This window comes from Sutcliffiella rhizosphaerae, assembly GCF_917563925.1.
Taxonomy (GTDB): domain Bacteria; phylum Bacillota; class Bacilli; order Bacillales; family Bacillaceae_I; genus Sutcliffiella_A; species Sutcliffiella_A rhizosphaerae.
Map to the genome: position 1 here is coordinate 14,985 of NZ_CAKJTJ010000009.1, position 26,218 is coordinate 41,202.

Genomic DNA, 26,218 nt, shown 5'->3' on the forward strand with positions numbered 1-26,218 from the left:
GGTCTCCTTAGCGGACCTTGAGCAGTTCAAATAGTTCCTGAATCATAAAGTACGATTCCTTTAATCGTTCATGGTAAGTTGGTTGTTCCCACTTTTGCCATTGGTATAAATAATAGTCAGCACTTTTAGCTGTATCTCCAACCATGGCAGGCAAGCTGTCAATTACTTCTCCGTCTGACACCGCGATGGCGCCGATGCGAATTCCATCTATGAACTCACTGTTCTCTAGGCCGCCTTCCGACCAAACATCTCCCATTGCTTCAAGATGTGATGGGTCTTTAATATTTAATAGCGCCCACGGTATTCGAATTTCAATGAATTGCTCTTCTTTATTCAAAAAGAAATCGGCTAAAGAGTCAGCATTTTCAGCGTTCGGATCTGCATTGCCATGGCGTAGAATTCCGGTTTCATAGCTTTCAAAAGGAATTACCTTTCTTGTTCCTCCAATTTCCAACTCTTTATTTAGTGTAAGGCGAATTGGGTGAAAAGTGCCGTTGTTTTTGGTATTGGCATAATCATGTGTTTCAATCATTTGTAGCTGATGTGCGTACATATAGTAAAAGGTGTCATAATAGCTGTCAACGAGTAGTCTAGAATTGTCTTCTCCGTTAACTTCAAGGACAAAGTCTATTCCTTCAGTCTGGTAATTAGATGTGGAAGGAACAGTGGCCTGGCCTTGATTTTCCAAGATATTAAACAGTATCTTATATTCGTTATCTTCAATCGGAGCATCCATTTTCACATAGAGATATCCTTCGTCATGGGCTACTTGCATGCCTGTTATGATAGATGACGGGTTATAGACCGATCCTGATGATAGCTTCTCCCAATCCCCTTTCCTGCCATCGATGGTGATGATGGGTTCTGTTCCCGGGTCAAAGGTTAATAGTCCGAACATCTGCTCATTTGTTTGGACATTTTTCCAATGCGGTCGTTGATTAGGGTTATCAAAGTCCATCGTATTCCATGTCCGTTTAAACCATTCGTCTTGCCATGAGAATATTAATCCCCCTGCCATTTCTTCTTCGACTATATCTTCAAACAGATGGGTAATGTATGCCCCTTGTTCTTTTTCTGTGTTTCCTCCTTGATTCCAGCCATATACATTGTGATGGGTTTTACCCCTGGAAGCAGGAATACCAAACTCGGCTACTAATAGAGGCATCTCATGGACCTCTTTCATATGCTGTAGATAGCCGGCATAGTTGTTTTTCTCCCCACGGTGATCGACATAGTTGACATAGCGCTCTTCAAAATTAAGAAAATCCGGATAGTAAGGATAGATATGATAGGATGCAAAGATACCTGATTCAAATGTATCTTGGGCATGAATTAAATTTGGGTTCACACTTACCATGTCCTCTTTTTCTGACGGCTCATCAGAATGGGTAAGAAGATCCGTTGTAACCCAGTTGGTGAAGCTCATTGGGCGCTGCCATTGATAATTCTCTAACTCATAGGAAATGGTGTACTCCATCATTTCCGCTAACCACGTTTCAAATGGTTCCGCCTGTTCCGTATAGATATACTCACCGGTATATTCGGGAATTCCTTCATGCTTTTCGTTTGTATTTAATACTACGTCAGGATCCCACTCGACGCCTAAAACCCAGCCTAATACATATGAGGAAACATCCGCGGTATATTTCCCACTTGCATGTCCAGGTTGTTCTTTTATATCTGCATTTCCATGAATTAAATCAACGGTTTTTCTAATCTCTTTTTGGAATTCCTCTACATTCTCTTGATCGAAAGCATCTGCAGTTTCCAAAAAGACTTCTTCATTCAGCCAGACACCATGGAATAGATAGATTGGATTTTTTGCAAGTTTATTATATTCAGCAAGTGCTTCATAGAAAGAAGGTGGATGAATGGTATAGATACGAATAGCATTAGCATTCATGTCACCAATGTATTGGAACCAACGACTATACTCTTCCTTCGTAATAGCCGTTTCACCTGGCCAAGTACCAGGTTTTGCAATCCCCATATTCACACCTTTTATAAGAAAGTCTTCCCATTCTCCATCTTTATTTACTTGTAGATAAGTGGAACCTACCATTCCTGCTAGCCTTGAATTCCCATCCGAACTAACCACTGGTTGAGGTGCCTCTTTCGCTATGTGTTCACTTTTTTCTTTCATCAAAACCGTTTTTAACATAGGATGATAGATTCTCCAGTAGAAGGCTTCGGCCGTATTTTTTGATGCTTGCCATTTTTTCCAAGTCGGCAAACCATAAGCTTGATAGAGGGAAGGTAAATCCGACTGATCTGCAAAATCACCAGCAAAATAGTAGCTTTCAAAAGTAGCATTTTGATGATGAATGACAGCAGGAAACACTGCTGGAATATCATTCTCCTCTAGCTTAGCCTCTGCTTCCTTTGTTAAAGAAAGTGAAAACGATGCAAGGACCTCAGTATCATCTTTCGGAATAATGACATCAAACCAATATTGATAAAGGGCTTCCTCGTGAGAATCAAAAACGTCCTGTCCTTTTTCTGTAAATGTAAAACGGACAGAGGATTCTTCCATCTCTTCTACTTCTAACACGACAATTTTATCGGTATCGTCTACAAACACGACCCCTTTTCCTGTAAAGGACCATTCGTTATTGTACTGATTTTCATAATTTTTTTTTGCCCAGACAGGTACTTCTTCATTAGATAGATCTTCAAAGTAGCGACCAATCCACCCTGTCCATGTAAGATTATACATTTCGTAAAAAGATTCCTTCACATCATCTGGTGTAGGGCTACCAAATGTATTAAATTCCCCAATTAATGTTGATCCGTGTTCATATAACTGCTGCTTTATATATGTAACATCCTCTAATGTCATGCCTCCATATATAAGTTCAGATCGCTCTCCTTCTGGATTACCTGTTGTAAGATCCTCTGAATACACCCCATATCCATCTGCAACATAGATAAAATCGTGTTTTTCTCCCTCTGGATAGCCTTTAATAGTATGTGAACCATCTGCGGCTGGATGGTACCCAACATAATCCTCATGTAATTGATAATTAGTACCGTCATCCTTCTTTATCTTCAGATGATTCAGTGCCCAGGTTAAGCCAAGATGCTCCCTATATGTTTGATCTGGGACCGTTTTATCTATTATTAAAATACCCATTTTCGTTGAAGGTGTCAGGAACCACAACACAAATGGAGATGCAACCACTCCCAATAGCAAACAAAATATACCTATTTTAACGATTGATTTCACATTGATACACCTTTCCTCTGCATAGCTCATCCACTACTTTATAACTTCATGCTCTTGTTTTTATCAAACAAAGACCATTATTTTGAAATAATCTATCCTTATTAAATATACAATTTATTACTACTTCTTTACTACTCTATTTTTCTTAAAGTTAGTTACATTCATGAAAATAAAAAGCCCCCTCGAACATGGTTGTTCGAAGGCGCCTTCCTCTTTAATTTATTCGCATTAATCCGCTTTAGCAAATGATGTGTGGGTGTCGATAGCATTAATTATTTCCTTCCAGTCATCAGGATGAATTTCATGACCAGCTCCCTCAAGCGTCAGTAACGTTGAATTGGGCAGTTCATTCACCAATGCCAAACCGTGTTCATATGGAAGAATAGTATCTTCTGTACCGTGAATCACTAATGTTGGAACTTCTATTTCCTTGATTTTATTTTCATAAAAGTCATTTCCAGTAAGTGTTGCGTGATTAAACATACTTAGTAGATTATTTGCACGTTTAAAATCTTGTGTTGTCTGCTTGCGGACACGCTCTTCATCAAAAATATGTTTGGAGCCACAAAGCATTTTTGCCCCTTCAACTAAGTAGTCCACAACCTCTTCTTCATTTGACCAATCCAACGTAGCACCTTTAGCGTGAAACTCGAACAATTTCGGATCCATTCCTGGTAAGTCACGGTCGTTTTCATCTGCTCCAAAAAGACTTGATGCAATCGTTGTCATGCTAAGGACTCTTTCAGGATTGTTATAGGCTATGACTTGTGCAATCATGCCTCCAAGTGACATACCAACTAGATGTGCCTGATGAATAGTATATGCATCTAGGATTCCGACAGCATCGTTCGCCATATCGTCCACTGTATAGTTAGTTGTACCAGGTTCATACGTAGTAGACCGTCCTACATCACGATTATCATATCGGATGACGAATCTCCCTGTATCGGCTAATTGTTGGCAAAATTCCTCGTCCCAATAGACCATGGAATTCATAGCCCCATTTATTAATAAGATAGCTGGTTTGGAAGGGTTCCCAAAACTCTCTGTACATATATCAATACCGTTAATTTTCATTATCTTTTCACTCATGATTCTTTCCTCTTTTCATTCAAATTTGATAGGTTTGAATTAGGTACACTCAAATAAACCTATTCATTTTACGCAAAAAAATGAATGAGCTAAGATGGAATGCACCTGAGGTTAACGTAAACGAATGTATTTAATAATCATATTTGGCACTCTCCTATAAATATATAATAGGTTGTTACACCAGATTTTATTATAACATGAAAATCTGTCCTCTTAAATAATTGGTTTTTTTCACAGACTTTTACGGGCGGTACAATTGTGCTCTTTTCCTGCATCTATTCTAAAATAATTCGAACGTTTTCAAGCAAATTGTTTTTAGTAAAGAGCCTAATAATTCAACAAATTACCTAGCTTCACTAAATCTTCCTTTAATTGTTCTTTTTCTGCTTGTGTGAGGTTCTTATTTTGAACTCCAGGGTTAATACTGTAAAGCACATTCTCTGTTACTACTATTAAATTAATCCCTCCATATTCTTGATAGGATTCTGTGAGTATCCCGCGATAAGATCCAATCTTTACTTCCTCCGATTTGTAGGATGTTGCTGGATATTTCTTATGAGGTAATAAACTTTCCATCATGTCATCTGGTGATTTCTTGAATTCCTGCGTATGAATTTGAATCAAGAATGCAGGATGATCCTCAAACTTATAAAAATAGGCTGCAAAGGTGCCCGAAACACTTGGTTCCCCAATAATCGCTTCCATTTTATCTTCAACATCCAGAGGATATATAGCTTTTTCCACATGCTCGGCACTGCCTTCTTGTTGTAATAATGCTAAAGGTGTGTGATTTGGCAAAAGGGTGGACATTCCTCCAACCATAAATAGGGCAAAATAAATAGGGCAAGTACGGCAATCAATATTCCTGTTGCCTTCCTTCGTCTAGATATTTTACGAATATGAGTAAGGATTCTCTTTTTTACCATATCGGACCGATTTAAGCTATACTCCATATCATATTCTAATCTTTTAAGTGATTGCTCCAATTGATAGTTATCGTCTAGCTTTCTTTTCATAACCAAAACCCTCCTCACGCATCTTATTTGCCAGTATATCAAGTGCACGATGTAACGTGGATTTCACTTTACTTTCAGACCAGTTCAAAATATGAGCTGTTTCCAAAATAGAAAAACCTTTAATTTTCCGCAAAATAATTACTTGTTTATAGTTTTCCTTCATGTTACTTAACGCTTCATAAAGTTCACGGGAGTTCTCTTTTAACACGACAATGTCTTCTGTAGATTCGGCACGCTCCTTCGTTTGGAATACTTGATTAAATAGTTTGATAGGCTTCATTTTTCGGAGATAATCAATGGTAGTGTTATGAGCAATTTTAAAAAGACACGTTTTCGGTGAGGATTGCCTTTTGTATGTATGATATTGCTGATAGGCTCTCACAAAGGTCTCATATACCAAATCTTCTGCCTGCTGACTGTCTATTACCAACAGAATGATGTATTTATAAATGGTTGATGGTATTGGTTATACCAGTCTTCCACATCGTTCACTTTGTACGAGGACATTCTAACTCCCCCTATTTTAATAGAATCTTTATATAGACGTTTGAAGCTTTAAGAAGTTTTAAAAATTCATTAACTTATTTTATAAAAACAACAAAGTGATGAAAATAAATAATAAAAAGAATCCATTTTGAGAAGATTAAAATGGATTCTTTCATTATGTTTGACAACTTAAGCCTTATTTTTTACTAGGAAACAAAGTATATGACCATGAATAAATAAAATCTACGATAAAAACAATTCCCCAAATGACACCGATTGCGAAAAGAGTATCATTTGGATATGGGGAACCCTCGGCAGTACCTTCATCTAGCCAAGAAAAATCAGTTAAATAATGTCCCATTTCAGAGATGCTTTCTGTACCCATAAACCAAAATATCGATTGAGCGATAACAAACACTGCCAAATGGATGAAAGAGGATATCCGATATTTTTTGGCGATATATTTTGGATCACTGTTTTTTTCCATTATTTCATAGTCTTTATCTGAAAGTAGTTCAATGCCTCTTAAGCTCCCTATTTTTTTCCGCATCCAACGATCTAACCTAATAAAGTCACCTATACCAAATGTACAAGCATAAATTACAAATATTGTAATAACTATTAAAAAGGTTGAAAATTCTCCTGTTTGACGATAAACATAGAAACCTAGCAGCGCTTCTAACACTAACAATAAAAGAAAGAAGAAAATAAAAAGAAGGCTAAATCTTGGTTTACTATAAAAGTAACGAAATACACAAAATAATAATAAGGAAACGACAGACAAAACCTCAGCAATTATAAACAATTCCCAACTATATTCAACGACTGAATCCATAAAATCCTCCTCTACCCTTTAATGGGGGCAATGATTTTCTGCAAAATCTTAATTCCCAAAAAATTCTTATCTATTTCTATTTTCCACTTGAATAATCCAGTTCAAATTTGCTTCTAAATGCAATAATACACCTGTAATTAACAGATATTTTGTTTCGTCCCCTTGAAGTAACAGCTCTGTTTTTAAACTTGTTAATTCCATTACTTCTTTAATAATCACTTCTTTTTGTTGAGTAAGCATTTTTTCTTCTTGGTTAAAATGCATTTTACGTGCACAATTCCATTTAAAGAAAAAATCCTCTTTTGTTGAATGGTAGGGAACTGGTTCTACTAACCATTTTTCTAACTCATCTGTCCCTTTGGGTTTTATTTCAAATTGTTTTCTTTCCTGATCATCCAATCCAGCAGATGAAACTAATTGATCACGGATTAAGCGATCAAGCGTGGTGTATATCTGTCCAGGGTTAATTTTACCCTTCATTCCAAGAAGGGAATCTAATTCCAATTTCAATTCGTATCCATGAAACCTTTGTAGGGATAACAATGTTAAAATTCCATATTTTACTGACAATTTATCAACCTTCTTTTAGTGATGACTGGATATCCAATTTACTCGCAGACTTGCTTGAAACCCAGGCAGCACAGAGACTTAGAGCAACTCCTGCCATCATTGCAAGTATAATATCACTAATTGGAAATTGGAAAGAGATAAATCCCTCCATCAGTTTAGATTTACTTGTCACATAAATGAATATTACTCCAGTTGCAAATCCACCAATTACCCCTGCAACTCCAATAAGCAACCCTTCAGCTAATATCATGTTTCTAACCTGCTGTTTCGTTAAACCAAGCGCCCGCATCGTTCCAATCTCGTACCTTCGTTCATACGTATTCATCAACAGAGTATTTGCAGTGCCAATACTAGCTAATCCAATAACGATAAACAACATAACCATGATCATTTCATTCATACCGGAAATGGCTGAAGTAGTAGATTCTATTTCTTCATCTGCTGTTTGGACCTTTGACAGTTGACCTGCAAAATCAGACCATAACTGATCACGTATCACATCATATTCATTATTGTTCACGGTAAGGAGCAAATCAAAGCTATTATTCCATCCAAATTCATCGTTTAGATTGGTTTCATCCATGAATGCTACATATCCAGAATAATGTGATGTTTTGACCACTCCAATTACTTCAAACTTCTGTTCACCATTTGGAGTATTCATTAGAATGCTTTGTCCAATATTCCCACCCCATTCTTCAAAGGCTCGTTCTCCAAGTAAAACAGTAGATTCCGTTTTCAAATTGTTGTACAAATTCTTTTCGTGCGGGTGAGTAAATAGGATTGGTCCATCTTCACTTACAGAAATAACGGAAAATTGTCTTTTTACTTTATTAACTGTATCCCATGTAATTGGAGTAGCTTCTTTTAACGACTTAACGTCTGTGACTGCAAGGTAGGAAAGAATTTTAGTTACATCTTCCGTAGACCATGGAGCTTCAGATGTAATTCTCATATCTCCACCGTATGTACTTTTAATTTCCGCTTCATATCCTTTAGGAGCTGATTCTACCACTGCACTTAGTAATAGGATCACTGATATACCTATTGCTAGTATAATGGCTGTATTTGAATTACGATTTAGTTGCTGTAACAAATTTTTGATTGCCAAGATTCCAGAATAACTATTAAGAGACTTCAAAATAGGCTTTGCTATTTCCCCTATACCCATTATTAGCAAAGGAAACAGAAGAATGACTCCCACTATTACAGCGATATATGCGATAGGGTGATCGATCAATAAAAAGCATAGGAAGCCCAAGCCGAAAATAGCTCTAAAGAAATACTGTTTTGAAGTAAAAATAGTGCCATTTCCCTTTTTTAGTGCTAGTAAAATAGATGTCTTACCTGCACAATAGATTGGGAAAAGCGAGAAAACAATCGGATATAATAAACCTATTATAATTGACAGTAATACAGGCAGCTTCCAGTTTAACGTGTAGACCATATCAAATTCAAACACACTAAGAAGTGCTTGCATAAAGATATCTCCTAGCCCTACTCCTATTGGAATAGCAATTACTGTTCCGATGAATGCTAGGAGTGTCATTTCAATAAGCACAAGTTTAGATACAGAGCCTTGTGTATATCCTAAGCTTTTCATGATGGCAAATTCCTGTTTCCGTTCGATAACGCTAGTATAAATCATATTAAAAACAATAAACCCGCTGATAAAAATGGATAATCCAGCTATTATATAGAAAAATGTATAGAGGCCTCCTATATCGTTGCTTTGGAAATCATCTGCCACAACTGGTTCTATGTATGCACTTGAACCTTGAAACTGTTGTTGAAATGAGTGAAAAAGCTCCTCACCATCACCTTCAGTTTGGAAGCGCATATAGGTAATCTCTCCATCTTTCCCTGTCCATTCCCTTAACATATCTAGGGGAGCCAGCACACGAAAACTAGTTGATTCTGCCCTTTCCCAATTACTAGGACTGGCCAACAGTTGCGTGTATTCAACAATGGCGGAAATTTTTGCTTCCCCAAGGTCCGTAAAGGTGACAGTATCTCCAACCCCTTTTCCTAAAAGGTTTGCAACAGCTTCTGTCATTACTATTCCTTGATTATCTAAGTTGCCTTCAATAACTGGCAGTATTAGCAACCCACTATTTAAATCACTTACACCTGTAATCCTTACAGACCTTTCATTCAGTGAGTAATCTCCTTCCAATTCAAAGAAAGCCTGTTTATCAAGGGCAAGTAAGCTATCTGTGACAATAGGATCGTTTTGGATAGCCGAAATCAGTTCCTCTGAATAAGTATGTTCATCACTTAAGACCCAATAATCAGCATTTGCTACATACATTTTTTCATAATAGTCAAAGACGTCATTGGTTGTTTTATGAGCTATCAGCATAGAAGTTACAAAAGCTGTTCCTAAAATAATAGCAAGCAGCGTGAAGAGAAACCTCTTTTTGTTTAGTGTTATATTATGCCATGAAATTCGCCAAATGTTTAGCATAGTCACCATCCCTTCTAGAAATATCTTGATCTATCGCTCCATCTCTAAAAAGGATTATTCGATCTGCAAAACCAGCTGCAAAAATATCATGTGTGACCATTACAATCGTTTGCTTGTTTTCACGGTGGAATTTAGAAAACAATACGAGAATTTCTTCTGCCATCGACCTGTCTAAATTCCCTGTTGGTTCATCCGCTAATAAGACAGTGGGATTATTCACAAGGGCCCTTGCGATAGCTACCCTTTGTTGCTGCCCACCACTAAGTAGGTTGACTCGCTTGTCATTAAGCCCCTCTAAACCTACAGAACGAATTAATTCATCTATTGTTTTAGCTTTTTCATTCGTTAATTTCCCATCTGCATGCAGTGGGAATGCAATATTTTCTTCTACCGTTAATGTAGGTAGTAACTGATAATTTTGAAAAACAAACCCTATATTTCTTCTCCGGAAAATCGTTCTTTCTTTTTCCTTCATTTTATTTAAGAGATTATGATTAATTTCTATATCTCCATCGGTAGGTAGATCAAGACCTCCTAATAATTGAAGTAAGGTACTTTTTCCAGATCCGCTTGGCCCCATTATTGCCACGAATTCCCCTTCTTTGATGTTTAAATCAATCCCCTTCAACACTTGAGTGCTTTGTTGACCCTGTAAAAATTCCTTTGTTAGATTGTTCACTTGAATCATATTAGTATAACCCCTCCCAAACTTCACCTCGTTAATTATATACTAAGTATATAGTTATTTGTATCAAAATGTTTAAATTTTATCATATAATTCTTATTTTGATGAATAACTAATAATGAACTACCTATAATTATATATACTCGATATACATGACATAGAAAGTAAAGCTAAGTACCTGCTCAACCCTTTGATACAAACATACATTCGTGTATAATAAATAAAAAAGGAGGCTTTATGATGAATTCTATTGATTTACTCATTTTGAATTTTAGTGAAGTTAGAAGAAGAAGTATTAAGTTGTGGACATCTATTCCTGAGGAAGCACTCTTTTGGAAACCAGATGAAGAGGCTATGAATTGTATAGAAATGATTAGGCATGTGTTAGAAAGCGAACATTACTATCACTTAGCCATAAATAATCGAGGCAATTTATCATCTTTTGATTCTCCCTTTGAAAATCGTCCCTACCTTTCTGTCCAAGCTGAATTAGACTTTGCTGAACCATTCAGAAATCAATTTATGGAAACTATAAAATCATTTTCTGAAGGAGATTTAGAGAAGATCAAAATTGATCGTTCTGAATCAGGCTACATAAGATCATTAGGCGACATGTTACTTAGAGTGGCATATCATGAATCCGTCCATACTGGGCAATTATTAGATTATCTAAGAACTGCTGGTGTCGATAGAATCAGAATATGGGATTAGTATATTAGGAGGTGCTTCTTACCTCCTTTTCTTTCATTTGACTTTAATTCTCTCCGTTTCGGGTATAAGGGGTATGAGGGTACCTACTTGTTCGGAGGAGGAAAATGAATGAAAAAGCTATCGAATGAATATATAGAAGAAGTGGTCAAGGCTTGCAGACCTTTTGCGTCAAAAGGAAGAGTTGTCGATCATATTCCCGATTTGGACCAATCTCACCTATCCAATTTAGGGGTAACCATCGTCACGCTTGATGGGGAGACATATTCCGCAGGGGAGGATGAGGACCATTTTTCCTTGCAAAGTATTTCAAAAGTCATCATCCTCCTAATGGCTTTAGAGGATTTCGGAAAAGAAATCGTTTTTCAAAAGGTAGGAATGGAACCGACAGATGATCTCTTTAATTCCATATCACACCTTGAGGAATATGAAGGAAGACGACCCTATAATCCACTGATTAATTCTGGTGCAATCGCTACAGCAAGCTTAATCCGAGGCAGTACAGTGGATGATCGTTTTGAAAGAGTTCTAGAGCTTCTGCGGAAAATCACTGAAAACAAAAAGATAAAAATGAACGAAGAAGTATATAATGCGGAATGTAATAATAGCGCCAGAAATAAGGCCTTGACCTACTTTATGGAGAGCACCGGCGTCCTTTCCAGCCAAGAAACCGAAAACGCACTGGAATTGTACAACCGAATGAATTCTATTGAAATCAATTCATTGTCCCTTGCCAAATTGGGTTGTTTTTTATCCAATCATGGCAGACTCATTGGAGGAAAGAAACAGCTTATCAAGCCTGATAATATTCGCACAGTTAAAGCCATCATGCTTACTTCTGGGATGTACAACGAATCAGGAGCCTATGCCGTTAACGTAGGATTCCCATTAAAAAGTGGAGTATCAGGAAGCATTGTAGGGGCAGTTCCTGGACGCATGGGAATCGGAATCATTGGACCAGCAATAAATAAAAAAGGAAATAGTTGTGCTGGTGGGGAAGCACTACGCATTCTCTCTAGTGATCTTGAATTGAGCCTTCTTCATGATAGAAATGTCGTTAATTTATAATATTTTGTTGGCAGGAAAACAGAGATTAGTTTTTCTGCCTCATTACTTTGTAGCTAGAATAGTAAATTCCCACGGTATATTTTCATTGTTCCAACCACGATGTTCTTCAAATTGTTTAAATGTAAAACCAGAAGTGATAACAGCATTGATTATTTCACTTAGTGTAAATAGTCGAACAGAAACCTCCGGAAATTCCTTTTGCTCTCCTTCGTCAAAAAATGATTTATACGCTAAATCTCCACCTTGCAGTTGCTGATCAAAGTAATTGATTTTCGTATAGTCATCTACCAAACACCTTCGTAGCGGATGGAAATCACTTAGAATCACTTGTCCGCCTTCTTTTAGCAGAGCATATAGTATATCCATCAATCTATTAATATCTTGAAAGTAATGTAGGATTCCTCCTTCTAAATAAAGCACATCAAAATAACTCCCATATTTCACTACATCGATTTCATAAATATCTGTGACATTATATTGAATGTTGGTATTTGCAAAATGTGCTAACTCCATTGCGTATCTCTTATTTTCTTCTGAAATATCAAATACGGTTACTTCCCCACCTAATAATGATAGCGGAACGGCTTTTCTTCCATTTGACCCGCAAAGGTTAGCAATCCTTTTCCCTGCTATCTGTTCAAAATATTGTTGATGCTTTTTTAGACTAGCAAAGGGGTTCTTTATTATGTCCTGAGCCTTTTCCTGTGGTGTACCTTGACTTTTCGTCCAAAACTCATATGCACGGTATTCCCAAGCTTTTTTATTGATTGCGCTCTGTTCATTCATTGTTACTCACCCTTTTTAAATGATCATGAATCATCAAAAATGATATGGACTAATTTGTTTTATTATAAGTGCCACGATAAATGACAACAAAATTACGACTGCCAGTTGTTTAGGTTGCTTGTAAAAGATGACACATAATACAACGTACATGATTAATTCCTCTATATAAGATATATCAATATAAAATGGACCAATTGCTAAAGAAAGACTTAACATTAGCCCTAAAGGTAAGGCTGGCAAAATATAAGCGAATTTTTCCTTTTGCTTCCCTTTATAAACTAGAATTGCTAAAAATGGAGAAACAATTGCTAAAGTGCCCCACCAAAGAAAATAACTAGTTGGGAAAAATCCAAATAAGTAAGCGGAATATACATAGTAGCTAATAAGCATTCCAATAAAAAATAAAAACGTATTAATTGCAGCATTTATGGATGTTTTACTATATGCAGCTATAAAGGTTGCAATCAAAATCCAAATGCCCAATCTTGTAAAAAGGTCGCCAAAGTAGCTTAGGCTAATGCTCCACCAACTTCCATCAACAGCGATGGTGTCTAAGTACTTAGATATGATTCCTAATAAAACTCCTAAAGCCAATGAGAATATAACTTCTTTCAAGTTCTTCTTGAACATTTTCCTGTCTACCCTTCTTCTGTTTAACGAGATCATTACTGTATAAGAATATCATATGTTAGATTGCCCCAGTTAAAATTTTCCTTATCTATTCAAAAACCCGCCTGCCTCAAAATGGCAAGCGGTTTTTGCTCTACCATTTACTTCAACTGTTGATGTGACATAAGTCGGTGGATGTGTACGGCCAGATAGGTTAATTCTTCATTGGGAATAGTGGTCCCATGAACTTGCTTAATATATTCCTTAATCTAGATATGACGGGAAGTTACACATCAACTGAAAAACATATAAAGCAAAAATGCAACTATAAAAATGGGAAAAGCGATTAATACTAAACGATTTGTCATGATGAATCGCTTTCTCCTATCTTTTGCAGTTTCAGTTGTAAAATTTGCTCTTGTTTGACTTTCATCGACAATTTATCCAGAAAAAACATGGCACAGAAGATTAAAAAAAGTCCGATTCTACCAGTAATTGTATCTGCTCAATCTAAAATAACGATACAATCACACCCACAACAGATAAAATAAGCTCGAATCCTACATACTTCATCGTCCTCCCTCCCCTTCAAATATTTAAGAACAATAACTCCCAGACTGTTGACAAACCCAAATTATTTTTAGATTTGTATTTAACTGTTGATCTTCGTTTCAGACGCTTCGCTTTCCGCGGGCGGTCCGGGAACCTCCTCGAGCTGCGCCCTGTGGGGTTTCCCATGTCCCTTCCTCCCGCAGGACAAGGAAGGCTTCGGCAGCCATTCATCGCACGAAGAAAATGTGTCAGCATTTTCGAGGAGTCTGCGCGTCTTCCACTACGATCAACAAGGGAATTGCATGGATTTAAATAAAAATGTACCTTTGTCTACACACTGCAATAACTCCATGTAGTTTCGTTATTAAAGAAGTAATTTTTTCAAAAAAGTTATCAATAAAAGTGGTAAATTATGTTATATTAAATCTTGACGCTATTAAATTCTGAATTGTATGAATCCCCATTCGTTTTGTCCTACCTCTACGAACCTCCACATTTTTATTTCAAAAGAAGCTATCTAATTTACTTTCTCAAAATCCTAGTATGGTCTCTTAAATTTTAATATAGGAGGGGTATTACGATGAAACTTCTTTCAAGAAAACCTGACTTTTTCATACCAGAGACGGGAATAAGTTCAATTGAACCAGTTATACTTGGCGGAATCGAACAATATATATTGCTGCAAGCTGAAGACCCCACAAACCCCGTGCTATTATTCCTTCACGGAGGCCCTGCAATGCCTTTACCAGGTGTATCTAATATGGGAGTCGATTACACAGTGGCAACAAATACAAAAGAGCTCGTAAAAAATTTTATATTGGTATTCTGGGATCAGCGTGGAACAGGAAAATCCTATAACAAGAAAATCAAACAAGAAACCATGACCATCCAACAATTTGTAACAGACGCAAATGAATTAGTTGATTATTTGAGAGGTAAATTTTCTCAAGAAAAGATTTTTTTAGTGGGGCATTCTTGGGGAACACTCCTTGGCTTATCACTAGTAAACCAATATCCTAACAAATTCTATTCATATGTCGGAATATCCCAGCTTATTAATTGGTCCAAAAACGACGAGCTTATGTTAAATTGGGCAAAAGATGAAGCAACTAAAAGGAATAATAAAAGGGCCTTAAAGGAATTAACTGCAATAGGTAACCCCCCTTTTATTGAAAGTACCAAGCAATGGATTACATTAAGAAAATGGGCACAGCGCTTTGGTTCCCTTATCTATATCGACGAAGAAATTAAATATCCTGGAATGTTGACCGCAATAAAATCATTATTTCAATCTAAGGATTACTCATTAATTGATGTTTATCAAACGTTTACTAAAAGTATGAAACTCATTTATAATTTAGATTTCATAAAAACAATTGCTACTGTTAATTTTAAAGAACAAATACCCAAAGTCTCTCTCCCTGTTACCTTTTTACATGGATCCAAAGATGTACATATTTTCGGAGAACTTGTACAAGATTACTTCAAAATCTTAGAAGCAAAAGAAGGAAAACAATTTATTTCGCTTGATAAATCCGCACACTTCTTCCATCCAGAGGACTCTAAAAATATCGAGCAAAAAATCATAGAAGAACTTAAATATTACAGAAAAAAATAATACAAAACTTAGTTAATTACATCGGTATTCACAAATTTGGCACATTAATCCAATAGGTAATGTGTTTTTTTCTTTAGCATTTCGGGAATTGTATTTCCATTTAATAGAATCATAGCAGGAAAGGGAGTTTTGCAAAATGTTTGGATTTAATGACCTATGGAAATTTTTCCTTTCTTTTTTTCTGGTATTGCCATTGGTTACGATTCTGCATCAACTAGGTCACTTCTTCTTTGCAAAATTATTTGGAGGTACAGTAAACATTCACATAGGTACAGGAAATATATTATTTAAAGTAGGATCATTTAAGATTCGAAAGCTCTACTTTTATGACGGCTGGTGCGAGTACATTAATGTCAGCAGAGGTACAAGAAAGATAGAGAAGATATTTGTATATTTAGGAGGTTCTATTTTTAATATTTCCTCCATCTTACTACTAAACGGATTAATAACTAGAGAAATTCTCGAACCAAACATATTCATTTACCAATTTACCTACTTCTCCTTCTATTTCGTGTTTTTCTCGTTATTTCCAATGAATCACCTGAACGGTTGTCCAAGCGATGGCATGGCTGTTTTAAATATAATCACCAACAAAAAATTTGATAAAAATCCGGCAAATTAATAGTTATTTAAGCTTTTCTAATTCTTTTGAATGCTCTAAAGATAACTAAAAAAATCCCTTCTAAAAGGGATTTTTTTAATCAGGAGCTTTCTCCTGGTGCGCCAGTTATATGAGCTTCCCTGCTTTGATGATGACCTTTTTACACCTGTCACACCGGCTTTATGATAACCTTTTATTTCCTATTCCACCGGCCTTTTGGCCATCAATATCGCCATAATAATTGCAGTATTTGAAGCAACTACCTTCCCAAAATTTCTTTTATTCTTAAAGATAAGGATGGCTTTAAACCGTCTAATCGTTCCACCATAAAATCACTACTTTCAAATACGGTAAAACTAGTACTTCTATTATTTCGTTCTCTTTGAATAATAAAATGATTATCAGCTGTTTCAATTAGAAATATATTACTTCCCAAATGGTTCACTGCTTTAATTTCTTCATCATGAAAACCTGCATCTGATAAAATTCCATCCGACACCGAAAACAATTCTTTTTCACCTTTATAGCCCACATAATAGTCTATAGGGTTAATCAGTAGAGCCACAATAAATAAGCCGACAACTATCATTACTTGTATTGTTCTTTTTTTCACGATATCCCCCTAATACTTCTAATTGTCTTTATCCACTTTCCCATTTGTTATATCATCAAATGGCGTATAGTTGTTACTTGGTAATTTTCTCTTTCTTACTGCTTTTATTACCGCATAAACACCTATTAGAACGACAGCTATTGTGAGAAATGCTCCCATTTTAATCCCTTCCATGTAGAATTACTTAATAAACACCTGTATGTCATTTTTATGCATTTTCACTAATTCATCCAAATGCTTATTAGCTAACTTATCGTATTTTTCGTAATCGTCATCTGGCTCTCCGAGTATTTTATGTAGGCAGACATTTCCATGGTTATTTGAAGGTATTGGGCGTAATATTCTTCAGGTGACATTCCAGCTTTTTTAGCCATTGGTTCCACAGCTTCATGTAGAGCGTTCGCATCTGGGGTATCAACTTTTGAGAGGGATACATACTTAACATCGTTAATACGTTTTCTTCCACTTCATTTGATATATCAATATTCATTTTTTTCGCTTCTTGGATAACTATTTCAGCTTTTATCACATTTGTTCATCGGGATATAAGAATCTCAGTTCACCAACTGTAGTTTCCTTTCCCCTCTCACCATATGCTACATCTTCATCTTTATAATTTGATAGATCTCCTTTGCAGCCTGCTATAAAAATCAGGCAGAAAATACACAATATAGTTCTGCTAAGCAACCGTTGTAGCTCCCATTTCAATGAAGTAGCGTCACAATTGGATAGAATAACTTAAAATCATGAACAAAAATAACTGCGATACCACCAGTTACAACTCCTATCTATGTCTAGCCATGTGTAAAGCTGGTAATTGTTTTTCAATAAACGTAACGAATACCCAATTGCCAATGCTAAAAATACAAAGGTGAAACCTACTGTCAATTGCCCAATGCTAAAGCCAGAAAGAGCGCTGAAAATATAAACTGCAACTGCTGCTATCCAATAAAAAGTATGTTTTCCATTGAGAGCTAACACCAGTGAAACAATCAAAATAATCAAAGCTAAGATGGCAACAAAAGTGAAAATAATCATTTATGCTCTCCCCCTCTACTTTTTATTAATGGATGGTGTCTTGAGGACCTTATCTATTTGTGTAAAATGATGCAGATCGTGCTTTACTAATCCCTGAAAATAATCATATAAGCTTAAAGAGGTCTTTCCAACATCTATGTTACTCTCCCAGCTATCTGATGGAATTTGTTTTACTTTTTCTAAAACTGCTTTTCTACTGTTAATAAACCTCTCGAGTAAAATGTCTTTTTCACAATTTCTAGCATTAGATGCTGACTCTGCATTTAGAACCTCTACATTTGGAGCTTTTTGGAGATCACTTTTGGAAAAAAGGAATGGGATACGATGCTCTAAAATAAATTCATCCCAAGGTATTAAATGTCCAATAACTTCTGCGACGGTCCATTTACCATCCCCAATGCTTGTTCTCCATTTGGCATTGCTGATGCACTTTAAAGAATGAGCATACGCTATTGCAGCCTCATGATGGCGAATAATAATCTCTTTTTCATTTTGCATTTCATTCACTCATTTCTTCTTTTGATTCTTATTCAGTAATGAAGAATTTATCTTTGAAATTGGTTGCTATAGACTGAAAAACCAAAATATAAATGGGATAAATGATGAAGGATCCCATTAAAAATAACCCTGTAACTGGATTAGGCTTATCCCCTCCATAGGTAATGGGTAAGGCGTTTGCAAAGGTGTACATGAAAACAAAAAAGTACGGAATCCAGAGAATGGCTGTAAAATAGTTAGCCTTACTTCCACTCAACCTAATTTTCCTTAAATTCATCATGCAAAATGTTCCAGCTATTATTGCAAGGACTAGTGTACCGGTAATAAATAAGTTAACTAGTTCAATATCCATGCCTGTTAACCTGCTAATCCTATATACATTGATCATTAATATAAATGGCACAAACAATAGTATTGCGTAAAAAATACTAACAGCATTTATTTTTATAAAAGTTTTCATGAATTTCATCCTTTTTCCAAATTCACATAAATTTTTTTAAGATAATTTCCAAGCTGGTATTAAAGAATGGAATTGAAAAAAGTAACTCATTGGTATATGTATTACTGTATAAATTAGTAATGTAGTGGAATAAGTAATAAACCATTGCGGAATCGTTGTGTTGAGAAAAAAATAGAGCAGCAGCATTCCTACTGGGAACGGAACTAAAACTATTAGCCAGATTGGACTTCCAAGTGCTTCCATTAAGGCGCCTAATGATACGACCGAAAACCCAATAATTAATGCTTGCCATAACGGTAACCCCTTACTAAGTAGAAAACTTCCAATAAAATATGAAAAGCCTGTCAATGATATAGCTAAAATAAAGTTTACTAGATAATTCACTGAATAAAGCAATTCCTCTCAAAATCATATTTTCCGAATAGTACCGAGTAGACTTTTCTATTATTAGAAATTTCAAAACATACCCTGCTTAATTTTAACATAAATATCCAGTTGAATATATTTCACTCGTTAAATAATTTTGCTTGGAACTGGAGAAGAAAGATTCATCATTGTATAAGGCTCCCCATATTCCATCGAGGCATCAATGAATTCCTCCAATAGCTCATTTGATTCTGTAACGACCTTTACTAAGTAACTATATTCTCCCGTCAGTCGATGGCATTCAAGAACAAGTGGATTCTCCTTACAAAATTCACGAAACGCTTTACATCTGTATGTCTTTATTAGCACAAATGCTTTTACTGGCTTATTTATTTTATTCGGGTTAATTTGTGCTTTATACCCTTCTATAACCCCCTGGTCTTCCAACTTTCTTACTCTCTCTGTGACAGCAGGAACAGATAATGATATCTTTTTCCCTAACTCTGTCATAGAGATCCTTCCATCTACTTGCAAAATATCTAATATTTTTCGATTAATGCTATCCATCAGATCACCTCTTTATTTTTCTAACTAAATCAAATAATTTTCCTTTATTATTAAAGAATATCACGCAAATATCCTTTTAAAAAGTATGTGTTAATTGTAATAGCTACCATAAAATAAATATATATAAGGGAGGTTGACCTATGGGATTATTAATGAAATCTTCGTGCGAGAAATGTGAAGCAGTATTAAAAAATCATGCATATATTTGTGTTCATGAATGCACGTTTTGCGAAAAATGCACACATGGGATGTCATATGTATGCCCGAATTGTGATGGGGAATTAGTAAGGAGGCCAAAGAAGAGGATAAAGAAAGCTCTGATACTTATTGATGTTCAAAAGGCTTTCTTAGATTCTAAATGGGGTGACAGAAACAATCCCAATGCCGAAAAAAATATACAAGCATTGTTAACCGAATGGAGAGAAAGAAAGTACGAGGTAATCTTTATTCGACATCTATCAGAAGATCCTCAATCACTTTTTTACAAAGAAAAAGAGTCTAGTAACATATTAGATTTAATAAAGCCCTTGGAAAATGAAAAAATCATCACAAAAAAAGTAAATAGTGCTTTTATCGGTACCTCGTTGGAGAGCCATTTAAAAGACATGGGAATAAAGGAAGTGGTAATTACTGGCTTCACCACTCCCCACTGTGTGTCGACAACCACTAGAATGAGTGGGAATTTAGGCTTTCAAACGTATTTGATATCTGATGCAACCGTTGCTTATCCGCTAATGAACCACAACGGGGAAGTAATCGACGCTCAAACGGTACATGATGGTTTCTCTTGCTACCATTCATCATGAGTTCGCGACTGTCTTATCTACTAGAGATTATCTAAAAAGCTTAGAGTAGGGAAACCAAGTCAGCAGTGGCAGTTTGAAGTATCGAATCACTATGGTTACTTAAGGCATAATGCTGCTTGGTAGCCAGCCCAGGTAATGGTCTTGTTTCTACTAAATCAATGTTACTCAATTCATTTAGTCTTGTTGATACGATTCGAGGTGTGGCTGTTTGTAAAAGTTGTCGAATCGAATTGAATTCCTTGTATTGGTAGTGGAGTGCAATCAATATCGGCCAATTCCATGCCTTTGATGCAAGAAAGCCGCGATTTAATTGCTTTTCAGATGATGTAATGACAAGGGCAGCCTCTTTCAGAAAATAACCTTTCTCCGTAAGCAGGTATTCTGGTAGCAGTGGATGATTTCGCTCATAAGGAGAAAGGTTCTTTATAAGACCTGCATCTATCATATCTTTCAAATTGTTGCTTAATCTGGATGGTGAAATTTCTAATTTGTTCTTTAATGGGGTAAACCTGCCACCTGATTTATCTATGGACAATAGAATAGGAATCGTCCACCTACCAGATAGTTCTCTCGTAATTTGTACAAGTTGCAGTTCTTTTACCATTATGCCTCCATCAAAGTTTGGGATAACTCCAGGTCGTGCCCATCAGGATCCTTAAATGTTATCAGCTTCACCAAGCCAGGAATAGTAGTAATTTCTCCACTAAATGTAATACCTTTCTCTTTCAGTGCCTCTACCGCTACCTTAATATCCTCTACTTCAAAAACAGTAGCAGATGTAGTAGGAACAATTTGCTCCGCTTCTGAAAATCCAATATAACAATCTTTTGTATTAGTATGAACGCTCGCCATACCAGCTTCTTCGTCATAAAAATCCAAGGCAAATCCCAATTGCTCTGTGTAAAATTTCTTCGTACGTTTTACATTACTCACATTGTACCAAACGGTTAATCCAGATTTAAACATCTAAAACACTCCTTTTTTAAAATTTAGTAGTACCGAAAATATACTTTATATTCCATGTATTGTCAATCTAAATTTTCAGAAAAAAGCAACTCTATTAAAATAGAATTGCGATTGTTGTTAGGATAATATTTTAGATCTCTCAAATTGCAGCAGCCATTCTTTTCTCCATAATCCACCTGCATAACCAGTTAACGTACCATTGGAGCCGATAACTCTGTGACATGGTATGACAATAGTCAGCTTGTTTTTCCCGTTGGCACTTCCTACTGCCCTAATGGCTTTTTCATTTCCAATCGAAGTTGCAATATTTTTGTAGGAAACAGTGTCGGAATAAGGTACTTCCTTCAGAGCTTCCCATACTGATTTTTGAAAATTTGTTCCTTCCAAATGACATGGGAAGGTGAAATGTTTGCGTTCTCCATTAAAGTATTCATCGAGCTGCTTTAAGCATTCTTGTAATAGTGGAGGAGTGTCATTTTGTACTATCACCTCTTTATCATCAATGAACATAATTGAATGAATTGCTTCAGCCGTTCCGCATATTTCTAACATGCCTATTGGAGTTGAATATGTTAATTTATGAAGTTTCGTCATATAGGGACCTCCATAGATAAAAGGTTGCATAGGCTTGATAGCCTTCCCAATTTTCCGCAACCTGTCCAATTTGTTCTAAAGTCGGTTTTTTCTCTAACATTAATATTTTCTTTAGCGCCTGATGGAGACCCGCATCTGCAATCGGAAGGGAGGTTGGGTTGTGCAGACATTTCATCAACACATAATCTGCTGTCCATGCTCCAATGCCTCTAATCTTTAATAAAACATTTCTTCTTTGCTCATTTGTTTCTTTTTGAAGCAACATTTTCTTTGATAACTCACCGTTTGCCATTAATTTAGCAATGTTTAAAATGTATTCAGCTTTCCTAGTGGTAAACTGAAGGGATTTTAATTCCTCCACTTTCAAAGAAGCAATCCTTTCTGAAGTGGGAAATAACCAATATGTCTCTCCTGCCGATGTTACACCTTCACCAAATTGCTCTACAAAACGCTTTTTTAAAGTATAAGCAAAAGATAAATTGATTTGCTGTCCCATTATCGCCCACACTATGGCTTCAAATAAATCCGGGATACCTATCATTCGGAGCCCCATATATTTTGGAACAACCGTTTTTAATACACTATCTTGTTCAGCGAGGTGATAAAACCCGCTTAAATCGAAGTCTAAGTCAAACCAATACCAAATAAATTCGGCAGCCATTATACGTTCATGATAAGCAGGTGGATTAAGGGGAAACTCTACCTTTATCACACCATTCCAAAATCCTATTTTACATAAAATGATAGCATCACTACCCTGAATAAGTTTATAAATAGTTCCTTCACTTATACGATGTAGCACTTCCTTATCAGACCTACCTAAGAAAATAAGGCATTCTTCAAAGCTAAATTCCTTAGGAGGAAATATTTCTACATATGATTCACGATCCATCCAATTCATAGTGCAGGCCCTTTCGATATTCGCTAGGTGAGCAGCTTTTTATATTCTTGAATATTTTATAGAAATTAGAAGAGCTTTGGAATCCCACCTCAAAGCAGATCTCTAAATTTGTAAGCTTGGTACTTTTTAATAGATATGCTGCCTTGTCAATCCTTATCTTTTCTAAATACATTCTTGGCGTTTCTCCTGTTTCTTGTTTAAATACACGCTCTAAATAGAACGGACTTACGCCAACTTCTTCTGCTAAATCTTTTAATTGGAGATGCTGTTTATAATTATTCACTAAAAAAGTCACGACATTTTTAACAATAGCCACCTGCGGGGAATGCTCCACTTCTGGTTGGCATCTCTTACAGGCCCGATACCCAGCCTCTTCTACTTTCCCAATCTGATCGTAAAATTCCACATTCACCTTTTTCGGTTTCCTTGACCTACATGAGGGGCGACAATATATTTTCGTTGTTTTCACAGCTGTAAAAAACAAGCCATCATACTTTCTGTCGCACTCGATAATCCTTTGCCACATTTCTTCAAAAGTAAGCATATTGCCACCTTCCTTTCGTTCTCAATTATTATTTTTATATCAATAAGTATAACTGAAGCCATTTTAACAAGTAATGAACTTCCTTTTCATCCTCATTCTTGCCTTTACGGTCTGGCTAAATTCTCTAATTGTAAAAAAGTGAAGCACCATTTCGCTCCACTTGTACGGACTAAGCTTATATTTATAGAGAAAAATATCTTAAAGGTTATCAGAATCAGCAATTTCCCGTAAATAGTTCGCATCCTTCCTATCTATTTTTCTAAAATCGTCATCATTGAATATTATAATGGCACCTTCATCATCAAACCATATTCTTGCATGAGTTTGAGTATAGTAAGCCCGAGGACTATTAACATAAATATGAAGATCCGGAATGCCCCTATCCACACCATCATCCTCTATTTGTTGACTATACATAAATATCCCTTGTAAATTATCAATAATATTTAGATCATCGAGGTCTGTAATGATAAGAGGGAAGTTAATTTGCCTTTCGTGTTCTAGACTTTCATACCCAATCCATACCTCACGTGTTGGTTTTTCAAATATTAGTTTTCCTGTTGTCAGGCCTCCGACAAATAATACAATCCCTAATGCTATGCCAATAAGTACTTTATGAGTCTTCTTCACACTTTTTTCCACCAATCTTATTATTGTTTTATATCCTTATGCTTTAATAAAAATAACTCTCTCACGAATGCTCCAATAATAATCGAGGCAACAACTAGTCCCAATATGTTTACTGTTCTTACAAATAAATGAGGAGTAAAAATGATAACAACACTACTTAATACAACATAGATACCAAAAAGGATAGTGAAAATCATTAATTTTTTGATTTGATTTTCACCTTGAGTCTGACTCATTTTATTCTTCCAGATGAAGAGACTCTTTGAATCCCTTTGTATGTATTTGAATGAAACTTATAGTGAACACAACAATACTGAGGAGAAAAAGCATAATACCCGTTATAAGAAAGGAAGTAATATATCCATTTATCATAAGATGGAAATATTCCGTATCCGCTCCCCCTCTTTCACGTAACCATGATTCCGCTCTTGTTGTTCCAAAATTAACACTAAAGAAAATTATGATGAATCCGACAATGCCTAATAGAACACTTATGAAAACGACAATGCCAAACTTTTCTTTTGTCATTTTGCTTCCCCCTATTCAAAAAAACTATAATCATCTGATTGAATTATCTCTATGTAATGCCGTTTATTAAATGGCTTGGTAAGATGAGAAATTCCTCTAAGACTGCCTTTCACAGTTGCCTTATTACGCACTACATCCACCACAACCGTCAAGTAAATCTTGTTTTCATGCTTTATTACACCAGTTACATTTTTATTAATTTTATCAATGTTCGTATACTCTGGTGTGATTGTTAGTGGTGCAAAGTTGGTGTAGCTTTTGTTTTGTTTCTTCCGTATTTTATAAAGGGCATAACGGAAATATTCTTTGATTTGAAATAACATAGTATGTTTCTTTACCTTCCTAGATTAATAATTCCTCTGCTTTTTTTATAACGTTTTTTTCGTTCTTTCCTGTTATCGACCATATTCCTTCATTTGTTTTAAAGTAAATAGTTTTAGTGTTATTAAAATATATAAACACGCACGAATGCCCATTTATTATGATAGTTCGAGTTATAGCGGTTCCTTCTTCAGCTACTGCATGAGCTATTACAGGGACTTCTGGCATTATAAGCCAGCATAAATCTAATGAACCATCACTATTTTCAGTCCATTTCCAACCATAAGGGTTTTCATATATTAATTGATTATCAGTTGTCACACCACATGGAGTACTTTTTAATGAAGGACTATGTACAGGTGCTCTTTCTAACTTTAATATGTTAACTATAAAGCTAGTATTATCAATTGAACCAATCACAGTGTAATTCATAAATCCCCTAAGGTTTTGAAAGGAATAAAGATCTTTTAACGATGGCACATCCCACTCATTTCTTTCCTCATCTGTGGTATTTACCTCAATTTTAGGGATTCTATATACTCCACCAAAAGGCATAACTTGATTTCCATATTTAAGTTGCTTACCTTGCCAAAGGAGCCACCTGTCTAAAGCAAGGGCTGCTAACCACTTAGGTCGAAAACCTATTTCTACTGCTTTTAGGCTCCATTTATACGCCTGTCACCAATCATCTAAAATATCACCATGTTGATAGATAATGGCAGCGTGGATAAAATCTATTCCTTCACTTGCTCCTTCTTCATTCATAATTCGCTTCACTTGATTTCTTCTTTGTCGATCACGTTCTATTCTATTTTGAGGCATTTCACGGAGGTCATTTTGGTCTTCCTCAAACAGTTGCTTTAATTCTTTATTCAATAATTACAACCTCCCTGTAAAGATAGTATTAGATCGACCATTATACCAATTATTTCAAATAAATTATACTTTCACAATATTATTTGAACGAAAATAATCATTAATAGAGTATTTTTTAAAAGCCGGCTACTTGTTGGTTAGGAGACAAACAATTAAAATGGAAAGTACTATAAAAAAGAAGATTACGGGGG

At 35.8% G+C, this 26,218-nt stretch carries 35 protein-coding genes and 3 pseudogenes; 6 read left to right on the top strand and 32 right to left on the bottom strand.

Going from position 1 to position 26,218, the window contains the following annotated elements; genetic code table 11:
- Nucleotides 1–7: 7 nt before the first annotated feature.
- From LRP81_RS10105 to LRP81_RS10145, 9 genes are all read right to left on the bottom strand, one after another.
- The gene (locus LRP81_RS10105) at nt 8–3,226 is read right to left on the bottom strand and encodes a hypothetical protein (protein WP_317987060.1); all 3,219 of its coding nucleotides are present in this window, start codon (nt 3,224–3,226) and stop codon (nt 8–10) included.
- Between the two features lie 228 nt (nt 3,227–3,454).
- Nucleotides 3,455–4,318 carry an alpha/beta fold hydrolase gene (locus LRP81_RS10110; RefSeq protein WP_230501157.1) on the bottom strand — a complete coding sequence of 288 codons (864 nt, stop codon included), beginning with the start codon at nt 4,316–4,318 and terminating at the stop codon, nt 3,455–3,457.
- A 327-nt stretch (nt 4,319–4,645) separates the two neighbouring features.
- On the bottom strand, nt 4,646–5,116 hold the full coding sequence (locus LRP81_RS10115; protein WP_230501158.1) for a hypothetical protein: 471 nt from the start codon (nt 5,114–5,116) through the stop codon (nt 4,646–4,648).
- The gene (locus tag LRP81_RS10120) at nt 5,095–5,334 is read right to left on the bottom strand and encodes a hypothetical protein (protein WP_230501159.1); all 240 of its coding nucleotides are present in this window, start codon (nt 5,332–5,334) and stop codon (nt 5,095–5,097) included. The genes LRP81_RS10115 and LRP81_RS10120 overlap by 22 nt, the downstream gene beginning before the upstream one ends.
- Nucleotides 5,312–5,734 (bottom strand): RNA polymerase sigma factor, encoded by a 423-nt coding sequence (locus tag LRP81_RS10125; protein ID WP_230501160.1) that lies wholly within the window; start codon nt 5,732–5,734, stop codon nt 5,312–5,314. The genes LRP81_RS10120 and LRP81_RS10125 overlap by 23 nt, the downstream gene beginning before the upstream one ends.
- A 282-nt stretch (nt 5,735–6,016) precedes the next feature.
- Nucleotides 6,017–6,655: a hypothetical protein gene (locus LRP81_RS10130; protein WP_230501161.1), complete on the bottom strand. Its 639-nt coding sequence runs from the start codon at nt 6,653–6,655 to the stop codon at nt 6,017–6,019.
- A 66-nt stretch (nt 6,656–6,721) separates the two neighbouring features.
- Nucleotides 6,722–7,225 carry a PadR family transcriptional regulator gene (locus LRP81_RS10135; RefSeq protein WP_230501162.1) on the bottom strand — a complete coding sequence of 168 codons (504 nt, stop codon included), beginning with the start codon at nt 7,223–7,225 and terminating at the stop codon, nt 6,722–6,724.
- A 4-nt stretch (nt 7,226–7,229) separates the two neighbouring features.
- Nucleotides 7,230–9,692 carry an FtsX-like permease family protein gene (locus LRP81_RS10140; RefSeq protein ID WP_230501163.1) on the bottom strand — a complete coding sequence of 821 codons (2,463 nt, stop codon included), beginning with the start codon at nt 9,690–9,692 and terminating at the stop codon, nt 7,230–7,232.
- Nucleotides 9,661–10,380 (bottom strand): ABC transporter ATP-binding protein, encoded by a 720-nt coding sequence (locus LRP81_RS10145; RefSeq protein ID WP_230501164.1) that lies wholly within the window; start codon nt 10,378–10,380, stop codon nt 9,661–9,663. Before LRP81_RS10145 ends, LRP81_RS10140 begins: the two co-directional genes overlap by 32 nt.
- Nucleotides 10,381–10,617: 237 nt before the next feature.
- On the opposite strand from LRP81_RS10145, the gene LRP81_RS10150 reads away from it, so the two are divergent.
- Together LRP81_RS10150 and glsA are read left to right on the top strand one after the other, a co-directional pair.
- Nucleotides 10,618–11,088, top strand: a complete 471-nt coding sequence (locus LRP81_RS10150) for a DinB family protein (protein WP_230501165.1) — start codon at nt 10,618–10,620, stop codon at nt 11,086–11,088.
- Nucleotides 11,089–11,196: 108 nt separating this feature from the next.
- On the top strand, nt 11,197–12,153 hold the full coding sequence (gene glsA, locus LRP81_RS10155) for a glutaminase A (protein WP_230501166.1): 957 nt from the start codon (nt 11,197–11,199) through the stop codon (nt 12,151–12,153).
- Nucleotides 12,154–12,195: 42 nt separating this feature from the next.
- Here the strand turns inward: glsA and LRP81_RS10160 are convergent, their stop codons facing one another.
- From LRP81_RS10160 to LRP81_RS23445, 4 genes and pseudogenes are all read right to left on the bottom strand, one after another.
- Complete coding sequence (locus tag LRP81_RS10160) at nt 12,196–12,939, bottom strand: class I SAM-dependent methyltransferase (protein ID WP_230501167.1); 744 nt, start codon at nt 12,937–12,939, stop codon at nt 12,196–12,198.
- Nucleotides 12,940–12,972: 33 nt separating this feature from the next.
- Entirely contained in the window at nt 12,973–13,554 is a 582-nt protein-coding gene (locus LRP81_RS10165) for a hypothetical protein (protein WP_230501168.1), read from the bottom strand.
- Between the two features lie 155 nt (nt 13,555–13,709).
- Nucleotides 13,710–13,817, bottom strand: a pseudogene (locus LRP81_RS10170) (transcription antiterminator BglG); the annotation flags it as partial.
- 24 nt (nt 13,818–13,841) lie between these two features.
- On the bottom strand, nt 13,842–13,988 hold the full coding sequence (locus tag LRP81_RS23445; RefSeq protein WP_399207514.1) for a DUF5316 family protein: 147 nt from the start codon (nt 13,986–13,988) through the stop codon (nt 13,842–13,844).
- A gap of 692 nt (nt 13,989–14,680) precedes the next feature.
- Between LRP81_RS23445 and LRP81_RS10175 the strand changes: the two genes are divergently transcribed.
- Together LRP81_RS10175 and LRP81_RS10180 are read left to right on the top strand one after the other, a co-directional pair.
- Nucleotides 14,681–15,718 carry an alpha/beta fold hydrolase gene (locus tag LRP81_RS10175; protein WP_230501169.1) on the top strand — a complete coding sequence of 346 codons (1,038 nt, stop codon included), beginning with the start codon at nt 14,681–14,683 and terminating at the stop codon, nt 15,716–15,718.
- A gap of 136 nt (nt 15,719–15,854) precedes the next feature.
- Nucleotides 15,855–16,340 (top strand): hypothetical protein, encoded by a 486-nt coding sequence (locus LRP81_RS10180; protein WP_230501170.1) that lies wholly within the window; start codon nt 15,855–15,857, stop codon nt 16,338–16,340.
- Nucleotides 16,341–16,578: 238 nt separating this feature from the next.
- Here the strand turns inward: LRP81_RS10180 and LRP81_RS10185 are convergent, their stop codons facing one another.
- The 8 genes from LRP81_RS10185 to LRP81_RS10220 form a co-directional block, all read right to left on the bottom strand.
- The gene (locus tag LRP81_RS10185) at nt 16,579–16,932 is read right to left on the bottom strand and encodes a hypothetical protein (RefSeq protein ID WP_230501171.1); all 354 of its coding nucleotides are present in this window, start codon (nt 16,930–16,932) and stop codon (nt 16,579–16,581) included.
- A gap of 18 nt (nt 16,933–16,950) precedes the next feature.
- The gene (locus tag LRP81_RS10190; RefSeq protein ID WP_230501172.1) at nt 16,951–17,106 is read right to left on the bottom strand and encodes a hypothetical protein; all 156 of its coding nucleotides are present in this window, start codon (nt 17,104–17,106) and stop codon (nt 16,951–16,953) included.
- A 71-nt stretch (nt 17,107–17,177) separates the two neighbouring features.
- Nucleotides 17,178–17,315, bottom strand: a complete 138-nt coding sequence (locus tag LRP81_RS10195) for a hypothetical protein (RefSeq protein ID WP_230501173.1) — start codon at nt 17,313–17,315, stop codon at nt 17,178–17,180.
- Nucleotides 17,316–17,676: 361 nt separating this feature from the next.
- Nucleotides 17,677–17,970, bottom strand: a complete 294-nt coding sequence (locus LRP81_RS10200; protein ID WP_230501174.1) for a hypothetical protein — start codon at nt 17,968–17,970, stop codon at nt 17,677–17,679.
- A 15-nt stretch (nt 17,971–17,985) separates the two neighbouring features.
- Nucleotides 17,986–18,468: a DinB family protein gene (locus tag LRP81_RS10205; protein WP_230501265.1), complete on the bottom strand. Its 483-nt coding sequence runs from the start codon at nt 18,466–18,468 to the stop codon at nt 17,986–17,988.
- Between the two features lie 28 nt (nt 18,469–18,496).
- Nucleotides 18,497–18,928: a hypothetical protein gene (locus LRP81_RS10210; protein WP_230501175.1), complete on the bottom strand. Its 432-nt coding sequence runs from the start codon at nt 18,926–18,928 to the stop codon at nt 18,497–18,499.
- Nucleotides 18,929–18,964: 36 nt separating this feature from the next.
- On the bottom strand, nt 18,965–19,312 hold the full coding sequence (locus LRP81_RS10215) for a hypothetical protein (protein WP_230501176.1): 348 nt from the start codon (nt 19,310–19,312) through the stop codon (nt 18,965–18,967).
- Between the two features lie 129 nt (nt 19,313–19,441).
- The gene (locus LRP81_RS10220) at nt 19,442–19,861 is read right to left on the bottom strand and encodes an Lrp/AsnC family transcriptional regulator (protein ID WP_230501177.1); all 420 of its coding nucleotides are present in this window, start codon (nt 19,859–19,861) and stop codon (nt 19,442–19,444) included.
- A 152-nt stretch (nt 19,862–20,013) separates the two neighbouring features.
- Between LRP81_RS10220 and LRP81_RS10225 the strand changes: the two are divergent.
- Nucleotides 20,014–20,151: pseudogene (locus tag LRP81_RS10225) on the top strand (DUF1272 domain-containing protein); the annotation flags it as partial.
- Between the two features lie 36 nt (nt 20,152–20,187).
- A pseudogene (locus tag LRP81_RS10230) lies at nt 20,188–20,716 on the top strand (cysteine hydrolase family protein).
- Here the strand turns inward: LRP81_RS10230 and LRP81_RS10235 are convergent.
- The 11 genes from LRP81_RS10235 to LRP81_RS10285 all read right to left on the bottom strand — a co-directional run bounded on the left by LRP81_RS10235 (nt 20,708) and on the right by LRP81_RS10285 (nt 26,027).
- Nucleotides 20,708–21,271: a winged helix-turn-helix transcriptional regulator gene (locus tag LRP81_RS10235; RefSeq protein ID WP_230501178.1), complete on the bottom strand. Its 564-nt coding sequence runs from the start codon at nt 21,269–21,271 to the stop codon at nt 20,708–20,710. The pseudogene LRP81_RS10230 and the gene LRP81_RS10235 sit on opposite strands and share 9 nt — an antisense overlap.
- Nucleotides 21,271–21,633, bottom strand: coding sequence for a VOC family protein (locus tag LRP81_RS10240; RefSeq protein ID WP_230501179.1), 363 nt, complete (start codon nt 21,631–21,633; stop codon nt 21,271–21,273). The genes LRP81_RS10235 and LRP81_RS10240 overlap by 1 nt, the downstream gene beginning before the upstream one ends.
- 117 nt (nt 21,634–21,750) lie before the next feature.
- A complete protein-coding gene (locus LRP81_RS10245) occupies nt 21,751–22,227 on the bottom strand; it encodes a methylated-DNA--[protein]-cysteine S-methyltransferase (protein WP_230501180.1) in 477 nt (158 codons plus the stop codon).
- Nucleotides 22,211–23,128 carry a DNA-3-methyladenine glycosylase family protein gene (locus LRP81_RS10250; RefSeq protein ID WP_230501181.1) on the bottom strand — a complete coding sequence of 306 codons (918 nt, stop codon included), beginning with the start codon at nt 23,126–23,128 and terminating at the stop codon, nt 22,211–22,213. The genes LRP81_RS10245 and LRP81_RS10250 overlap by 17 nt, the downstream gene beginning before the upstream one ends.
- Nucleotides 23,109–23,672 (bottom strand): bifunctional transcriptional activator/DNA repair enzyme AdaA, encoded by a 564-nt coding sequence (locus LRP81_RS10255; protein WP_230501182.1) that lies wholly within the window; start codon nt 23,670–23,672, stop codon nt 23,109–23,111. Before LRP81_RS10255 ends, LRP81_RS10250 begins: the two co-directional genes overlap by 20 nt.
- Nucleotides 23,673–23,870: 198 nt before the next feature.
- The gene (locus LRP81_RS10260; RefSeq protein ID WP_230501183.1) at nt 23,871–24,302 is read right to left on the bottom strand and encodes a hypothetical protein; all 432 of its coding nucleotides are present in this window, start codon (nt 24,300–24,302) and stop codon (nt 23,871–23,873) included.
- Nucleotides 24,303–24,322: 20 nt separating this feature from the next.
- Complete coding sequence (locus LRP81_RS10265) at nt 24,323–24,538, bottom strand: hypothetical protein (RefSeq protein ID WP_230501184.1); 216 nt, start codon at nt 24,536–24,538, stop codon at nt 24,323–24,325.
- Nucleotide 24,539: 1 nt separating this feature from the next.
- Entirely contained in the window at nt 24,540–24,830 is a 291-nt protein-coding gene (locus LRP81_RS10270; protein WP_230501185.1) for a hypothetical protein, read from the bottom strand.
- Nucleotides 24,831–24,841: 11 nt separating this feature from the next.
- Complete coding sequence (locus LRP81_RS10275) at nt 24,842–25,153, bottom strand: hypothetical protein (protein ID WP_230501186.1); 312 nt, start codon at nt 25,151–25,153, stop codon at nt 24,842–24,844.
- 19 nt (nt 25,154–25,172) lie between these two features.
- Nucleotides 25,173–25,706 (bottom strand): hypothetical protein, encoded by a 534-nt coding sequence (locus LRP81_RS10280; protein ID WP_230501187.1) that lies wholly within the window; start codon nt 25,704–25,706, stop codon nt 25,173–25,175.
- Between the two features lie 123 nt (nt 25,707–25,829).
- Nucleotides 25,830–26,027, bottom strand: a complete 198-nt coding sequence (locus LRP81_RS10285; protein WP_230501188.1) for a hypothetical protein — start codon at nt 26,025–26,027, stop codon at nt 25,830–25,832.
- Nucleotides 26,028–26,218 lie beyond the last annotated feature (191 nt).

Coding starts and splice junctions, on each gene's coding strand:
- LRP81_RS10110 (WP_230501157.1), bottom strand. CDS start 4,318: ATGAGTGAAAAGATAATGAAAATTAACGGTATTGATATATGTACAGAG.
- LRP81_RS10120 (WP_230501159.1), bottom strand. CDS start 5,334: ATGAAAAGAAAGCTAGACGATAACTATCAATTGGAGCAATCACTTAAA.
- LRP81_RS10130 (WP_230501161.1), bottom strand. CDS start 6,655: ATGGATTCAGTCGTTGAATATAGTTGGGAATTGTTTATAATTGCTGAG.
- LRP81_RS10140 (WP_230501163.1), bottom strand. CDS start 9,692: ATGCTAAACATTTGGCGAATTTCATGGCATAATATAACACTAAACAAA.
- LRP81_RS10145 (WP_230501164.1), bottom strand. CDS start 10,380: ATGATTCAAGTGAACAATCTAACAAAGGAATTTTTACAGGGTCAACAA.
- LRP81_RS10150 (WP_230501165.1), top strand. CDS start 10,618: ATGAATTCTATTGATTTACTCATTTTGAATTTTAGTGAAGTTAGAAGA.
- glsA (WP_230501166.1), top strand. CDS start 11,197: ATGAAAAAGCTATCGAATGAATATATAGAAGAAGTGGTCAAGGCTTGC.
- LRP81_RS10160 (WP_230501167.1), bottom strand. CDS start 12,939: ATGAATGAACAGAGCGCAATCAATAAAAAAGCTTGGGAATACCGTGCA.
- LRP81_RS10175 (WP_230501169.1), top strand. CDS start 14,681: ATGAAACTTCTTTCAAGAAAACCTGACTTTTTCATACCAGAGACGGGA.
- LRP81_RS10180 (WP_230501170.1), top strand. CDS start 15,855: ATGTTTGGATTTAATGACCTATGGAAATTTTTCCTTTCTTTTTTTCTG.
- LRP81_RS10190 (WP_230501172.1), bottom strand. CDS start 17,106: ATGGAAGGGATTAAAATGGGAGCATTTCTCACAATAGCTGTCGTTCTA.
- LRP81_RS10200 (WP_230501174.1), bottom strand. CDS start 17,970: ATGATTATTTTCACTTTTGTTGCCATCTTAGCTTTGATTATTTTGATT.
- LRP81_RS10205 (WP_230501265.1), bottom strand. CDS start 18,468: ATGCAAAATGAAAAAGAGATTATTATTCGCCATCATGAGGCTGCAATA.
- LRP81_RS10210 (WP_230501175.1), bottom strand. CDS start 18,928: ATGAAAACTTTTATAAAAATAAATGCTGTTAGTATTTTTTACGCAATA.
- LRP81_RS10220 (WP_230501177.1), bottom strand. CDS start 19,861: ATGGATAGCATTAATCGAAAAATATTAGATATTTTGCAAGTAGATGGA.
- LRP81_RS10235 (WP_230501178.1), bottom strand. CDS start 21,271: ATGGTAAAAGAACTGCAACTTGTACAAATTACGAGAGAACTATCTGGT.
- LRP81_RS10240 (WP_230501179.1), bottom strand. CDS start 21,633: ATGTTTAAATCTGGATTAACCGTTTGGTACAATGTGAGTAATGTAAAA.
- LRP81_RS10245 (WP_230501180.1), bottom strand. CDS start 22,227: ATGACGAAACTTCATAAATTAACATATTCAACTCCAATAGGCATGTTA.
- LRP81_RS10250 (WP_230501181.1), bottom strand. CDS start 23,128: ATGAATTGGATGGATCGTGAATCATATGTAGAAATATTTCCTCCTAAG.
- LRP81_RS10255 (WP_230501182.1), bottom strand. CDS start 23,672: ATGCTTACTTTTGAAGAAATGTGGCAAAGGATTATCGAGTGCGACAGA.
- LRP81_RS10265 (WP_230501184.1), bottom strand. CDS start 24,538: ATGAGTCAGACTCAAGGTGAAAATCAAATCAAAAAATTAATGATTTTC.
- LRP81_RS10270 (WP_230501185.1), bottom strand. CDS start 24,830: ATGACAAAAGAAAAGTTTGGCATTGTCGTTTTCATAAGTGTTCTATTA.
- LRP81_RS10275 (WP_230501186.1), bottom strand. CDS start 25,153: ATGTTATTTCAAATCAAAGAATATTTCCGTTATGCCCTTTATAAAATA.
- LRP81_RS10280 (WP_230501187.1), bottom strand. CDS start 25,706: ATGCCTTTTGGTGGAGTATATAGAATCCCTAAAATTGAGGTAAATACC.